The 4,633-nt window shown below is 37.3% G+C and carries 8 protein-coding genes and 2 pseudogenes; 3 read left to right on the forward strand and 7 right to left on the reverse strand.

Going from position 1 to position 4,633, the window contains the following annotated elements:
* Both J7R05_RS06680 and J7R05_RS06685 read right to left on the reverse strand, forming a co-directional pair.
* Positions 1-191 (reverse strand): annotated as a pseudogene (locus J7R05_RS06680) (PBSX family phage terminase large subunit); the annotation flags it as partial.
* Positions 192-202: 11 nt separating this feature from the next.
* A complete protein-coding gene (locus tag J7R05_RS06685; protein ID WP_010704015.1) occupies positions 203-523 on the reverse strand; it encodes a hypothetical protein in 321 nt (106 codons plus the stop codon).
* A gap of 353 nt (positions 524-876) precedes the next feature.
* Between J7R05_RS06685 and J7R05_RS06690 the strand changes: the two genes are divergently transcribed.
* On the forward strand, positions 877-1,173 hold the full coding sequence (locus J7R05_RS06690; protein WP_208541704.1) for a hypothetical protein: 297 nt from the start codon (positions 877-879) through the stop codon (positions 1,171-1,173).
* Here J7R05_RS06690 and J7R05_RS06695 read toward each other — a convergent pair whose 3' ends face one another.
* The 4 genes from J7R05_RS06695 to ssb are packed head-to-tail and all read right to left on the reverse strand — an operon-like array spanning position 1,174 to position 2,824.
* Entirely contained in the window at positions 1,174-1,506 is a 333-nt protein-coding gene (locus tag J7R05_RS06695; protein WP_078690368.1) for a type II toxin-antitoxin system PemK/MazF family toxin, read from the reverse strand.
* The gene (locus J7R05_RS06700; RefSeq protein WP_208541705.1) at positions 1,506-1,763 is read right to left on the reverse strand and encodes an AbrB/MazE/SpoVT family DNA-binding domain-containing protein; all 258 of its coding nucleotides are present in this window, start codon (positions 1,761-1,763) and stop codon (positions 1,506-1,508) included. Before J7R05_RS06700 ends, J7R05_RS06695 begins: the two co-directional genes overlap by 1 nt.
* 53 nt (positions 1,764-1,816) lie before the next feature.
* Entirely contained in the window at positions 1,817-2,362 is a 546-nt protein-coding gene (locus J7R05_RS06705) for a hypothetical protein (protein ID WP_208541706.1), read from the reverse strand.
* A gap of 15 nt (positions 2,363-2,377) precedes the next feature.
* Positions 2,378-2,824 (reverse strand): single-stranded DNA-binding protein, encoded by a 447-nt coding sequence (ssb, locus tag J7R05_RS06710; protein WP_208541707.1) that lies wholly within the window; start codon positions 2,822-2,824, stop codon positions 2,378-2,380.
* A 231-nt stretch (positions 2,825-3,055) separates the two neighbouring features.
* Between ssb and J7R05_RS06715 the strand changes: the two genes are divergently transcribed.
* Both J7R05_RS06715 and J7R05_RS06720 read left to right on the forward strand, forming a co-directional pair.
* Positions 3,056-3,364: a type II toxin-antitoxin system RelE/ParE family toxin gene (locus J7R05_RS06715; protein ID WP_010704165.1), complete on the forward strand. Its 309-nt coding sequence runs from the start codon at positions 3,056-3,058 to the stop codon at positions 3,362-3,364.
* On the forward strand, positions 3,345-3,656 hold the full coding sequence (locus J7R05_RS06720; RefSeq protein ID WP_208541708.1) for an addiction module antidote protein: 312 nt from the start codon (positions 3,345-3,347) through the stop codon (positions 3,654-3,656). Before J7R05_RS06715 ends, J7R05_RS06720 begins: the two co-directional genes overlap by 20 nt.
* Positions 3,657-3,895: 239 nt before the next feature.
* On the opposite strand, the pseudogene J7R05_RS06725 reads toward J7R05_RS06720, so the two are convergent.
* Positions 3,896-4,186: pseudogene (locus tag J7R05_RS06725) on the reverse strand (Rha family transcriptional regulator); the annotation flags it as partial.
* Positions 4,187-4,633 lie beyond the last annotated feature (447 nt).

The following is a 4,633-nucleotide window of genomic DNA, read 5'->3' on the forward strand; positions in this document are numbered from 1 at the left end:
TGAAACTGGCGGGCACAAAGGATAATCCCTGATATCCCACCCATACCATATTCATAGCCCTTTAAAGCTGCCATTAAGGCAAAGGACCTCGTCTTTCCTGATCCTCGCCCTCCCCACGCAGCACGTACATCAGCAGCTCCTTGAAACAACGGGATTAATTTCTCGATGATCACAACTTGAGCTGTAGCCATCTCAATCACCCTTAAACAGCTGCCTTGTCCTTTATAACAGGCGCAACAATCTCAACACGGGTAATCATCTTGATCGCTTCATCATTTTCACCGGTAACCTGCAAAGGTAAGATCTTGCCCAACAAAGCTAAATAAGCCGCTGGGCATTTGACAGCCTGGCGTTCAAGATAAGAAATCAATCCTTCATTGCCATATTTGTTGCCAGCCTGCTCTGCTGCTTTAATCACAGCCTCTTTAAGAATGCGCGTTGTCTTATTGGGAACACCTTTCACACGCCCTGCTCCTGCATTGGGCGGTGTCCCCTTCACAGACTTATCTGATCCAGATGCCATAGATTATTCCTTTAAAGTGCGAGATATAAAAAGACCTCACTCTCGGGGGGAACAAGAGGAGGTCAATAAATCGTCAATAAATAAAAACAACTAAACTTGATTATCCTAACAAAAAACCCTGCAAACGCAGGGCTTTCCGTAGCATAGCAAGAAGTGAAAATTGTATTATAAATCTAATTTTAGGCACAGTACGACTAGTACCGCAGTGTCATTAAATACCATTTCTACCCCCATGTCAACTCAAAAATCACGATATGGTATTTTTTATCTCAATTAACCTAAATATGGTGTAAATTGCTCCCTCTTATCGAATCAATTATACGAACTCGTAACTTTAAAATCAGGAGGGGACGATGCGCTTTTTCTTATCTGTTAAAAGAGCTGCCTTATTGGGTATATTTATCAGTGGGCTTGTTCTTGCTAGTTGTGAACGAGAAGTAAATGCAGACGAAAATTATATTCCAAATGACCTAGATGATGCTCTTGATATGTTCGATGTTGGTCCGCAAAATTTGGATGATCTTCCGGATGAAGTACTTGAGCAGTTTGATATTAATCGGCGTGACTTATGTCAAACATTAAAACAGCAACGTAAACAATATTATGGTTATGATAAATATGATAATCTTAACTGTAATCAATATAATTAATTACGTAAGGAATGTTGACAACTTAGCTAATACTTCGTTCATAATCATGACAGGAACCGTTTCTAGTTTTTTTCCTTTGCGCGCTCCTATATCGAGAGCACGTGGTTGATCGCAGCGTATCACACCTGTTGTATGCAATCCCATTCCCATCAATGAAACAGCAAAACCCGCTGTTCTTGCAAAACTTCCCCCACTTGTAATGGGTAAAACAACCGGTGTTTTAGTCACACGATTAAATGCTTCTGGTGATACAATAAGCACGGGACGCGTTCCTTTTTGCTCATATCCTGAACTTGGATCAAGCGATACTAACCAAATTTCTCCCCGCTTCATTACAAGAGCTCTCTACTAACAGGTTTAGCATCAAGCCATTCTGTTTCCTCGTCACTCAGATCAGCCAAAGGATCACATTGAGCTAACAATTCGTCAAGAGTATAACTAGGAAATACCTGAGGCTCTACAATTAAACACCCATTATCAATAGTCAAACCAACCTCAGTATTTTCAACGAGGTGTAAAACATCAAGTAATGCAGGCGGTATAGAGAGCATAACTGACCCACCAACTTTACGCAGTTTCGTTGTGTGCATAGAATCTCCCTTCAAGGTATTATACAAAAATATAACATTTTAAAATCTATTATTCAATGGTTTTTACATTCTTGCGAAAAAAACTTATGAAGAGCATTCAGAGCAATGTATAGAGAACTGACAAGATGTTCCATTGGTTGATCTTCAATAACGATATACTGTAATGCAGCATAAAGATTATACTGACGATATAAACCTTGTGCTTCTCTAATAACCTCTTGCATAGCTTCATAACGATCAGTTGCTACCTCAATCCACCTCTCAAGACTGTCTTGATCGTGATTGTCATTTGCACCATCATAATAAGCCCCCGGAAATCCTTTCGCACACCGATAATCGTTTCGTACTTGAATATACTGCTGTGATGCATCGTACTGATCTTGATTAATCTTTTTTTCCAATAAATATAACCGCCCTACATAAGTACCAATAAGCGGGTTTTTCGCATCTTGAATGCTTATCCCATAACGCTTGGCACGCATTTCAAGTGTCTGTTGATATGAAGATTTATCAGGCGTTTTTGTACGCGAAATACGTCCATTGGGTTCTCTTATTTGACCTTCTATTCTAGGTCTTCCCCGTTTCTTACGTTTCTTCATAAGAAAACCTCCTGATTAAAACGGGATATTGTCATCCAAAGTCGTTTCTAAGTATTCTCGACCACCACTCTCCCATGTCGTTGTTTGCTTTTGAACATCCATATCAGGTTCAGCCTTTTGAACACTATCAAGGATCCTCAATTCACCCTTATATTGCGGTAAGATAATTTCTGTTGTGTAGTGTGTTTGCCCGCTTTTATCTTGCCATTTACGCGTCTGTAATTGACCTTCAACATAAACTTTGGAACCTTTACTCAGATACTGAAGTGCAACCTTTACAAGATGGGGATTAAAAACCACGATAGAGTGCCATTCTGTTTTCTCTACCTTTTCACCTGTTTTTTTATCTTTATAGCTTTGTGACGTGGCTATACGAAAGTTCACCACCTCTGTTCCAGATGCCATTGTTTTGCTTTCGGGATTGGCACCGAGATTGCCTACTAAAATTACTTTGTTGATCATGTTTTTTATCTTTTCTAAGGAAAATAATTGAAATGAAATACGGATATGAAAAACTTATTTTTCTATATTTTACAATAGCATAAAACAATATGCTACACTAGTTAATATAGAAAAATAAAATAACTAACTGATAATACTTATAAATTTATTCTAGAAAATAAGAAGATTTGTCTGTCATTGGAACAAAAAATTGTATTTGACATTATCTTTTACGTCGCTTAAAAACTACAGATGTTTATTATTAAAAAAACCCTGCATTTTACCAAGTGGTTAAATTCCTTAAAAGACAGACAAGCACAAAAGAAAATTGCTACACGTATTTTGCGTCTTGAATATGGTCTTTTTGGTGATGCTAAATATTTTCACGGTATTGGAGAATTAAAAATAAATTATGGTCCTGGTTATCGAGTTTATTTTATAAAACAAGGGCAAGAAATTATTCTACTCCTTAATGGTGGTGATAAATCTACCCAACAAAAGGATATCGAAAAAGCCCTACAAATAGTAAAAGAGGTTAATGATGAAAATAACACCCTTTGACGCTAGCGAGTATTTCAAAACGCCTGAAGATTTTAAAGAATTATTACAAGATGCTTTAGAAACTCAAAACAGTGGCTATGTTTTACATGTATTGGGCATTATTGCACGCAAACAAGGAATGGCAACTGTTTCCAATAAAACAGGTTTAAATCGAGAATCTCTTTATCGCTCTTTAAGCGACAAAGGTGATCCTAAGCTTTCAACTTTCTTTAATGTTTTGAGTGCTTTAAATTTACAAATTAGCCTAACACCCACTCAAAATGAAGAACATACATCTTTAGAAAAAGCTTAAAAACCCCTTCCCCTTTTTACAGAGGAAAGGTATGGTTATATCTTTTTAAATTAGGCAGCCTTTGCAACAGAACTTTCTAAAACACGTCTCACTTCTGTTGTAACTGATTTGTAATGTTCAAGCTCGTTTTCGAGATCATTTACATCTGACAGACGTCTTGCAATTACTCCTAAAACTTTACCAATACCTGAGGACGATTTAAATAAATCACGAGAAAATAATTCATGATCGAATCGTAATTGACTTTCGAGTTCTATCCAGCGGTCAATAATCTTAGCACGTAACACTGTGCTATAACCTGAGATTAAAATAAGGCACTCACGTTTAGGAAGATTAAAGCAGTTTTGCGTCTTTTTTTGCTTGTCTAAATAGGTGCCCCCAAATTTGGGGAGACCTCTTTCAGAGTATAATTCTTCAAGCATTTTCTTGATATCACGCATAACATGGTCATGCCTTTTACCACACAATTTTGCAATTTCACGGCTAGACATCGTCAGTGTAGTTTGTGTGTTCTTTACTAAATCGTTCATGATGAACTCCTTACTATTTAAACGTTTTCAATTGACACCCTAATGGGCGCCGGGCGTTGAAAACACGGTAGTAAGTCCGTCGTTACACTTTCCCCACAAAGGGTATTGTATGGTGTAACCACACCCGACAAGATCGTTATACGCTGTAATACGCATAAAAGATAGTCAGTTTCTTAAAGACAGAGGAGAGATTGTTTCGTAACCTATCCGCTTACTATAAAGTGTTTTCAGCACTTGGGTATTTGTATAACAAAACTATCTTTCACTGTCAAACGAAAAACTCATTATCACCTGTTACAAATTTTATAATTATCATCCCGATTTTCGCATCTGTTCTAATTTCCTTAAATTAGCCCCGTACAGAGCGTTTTATGTTTCAGATGTGGAATTCATCAAAAAACTTCCAAATCTCTCTCTAAGGTGCCTTTCTGTCGATTTAAATGCATA

It is taken from the genome of Bartonella capreoli, assembly GCF_902813205.1.
Taxonomy (GTDB): domain Bacteria; phylum Pseudomonadota; class Alphaproteobacteria; order Rhizobiales; family Rhizobiaceae; genus Bartonella; species Bartonella schoenbuchensis.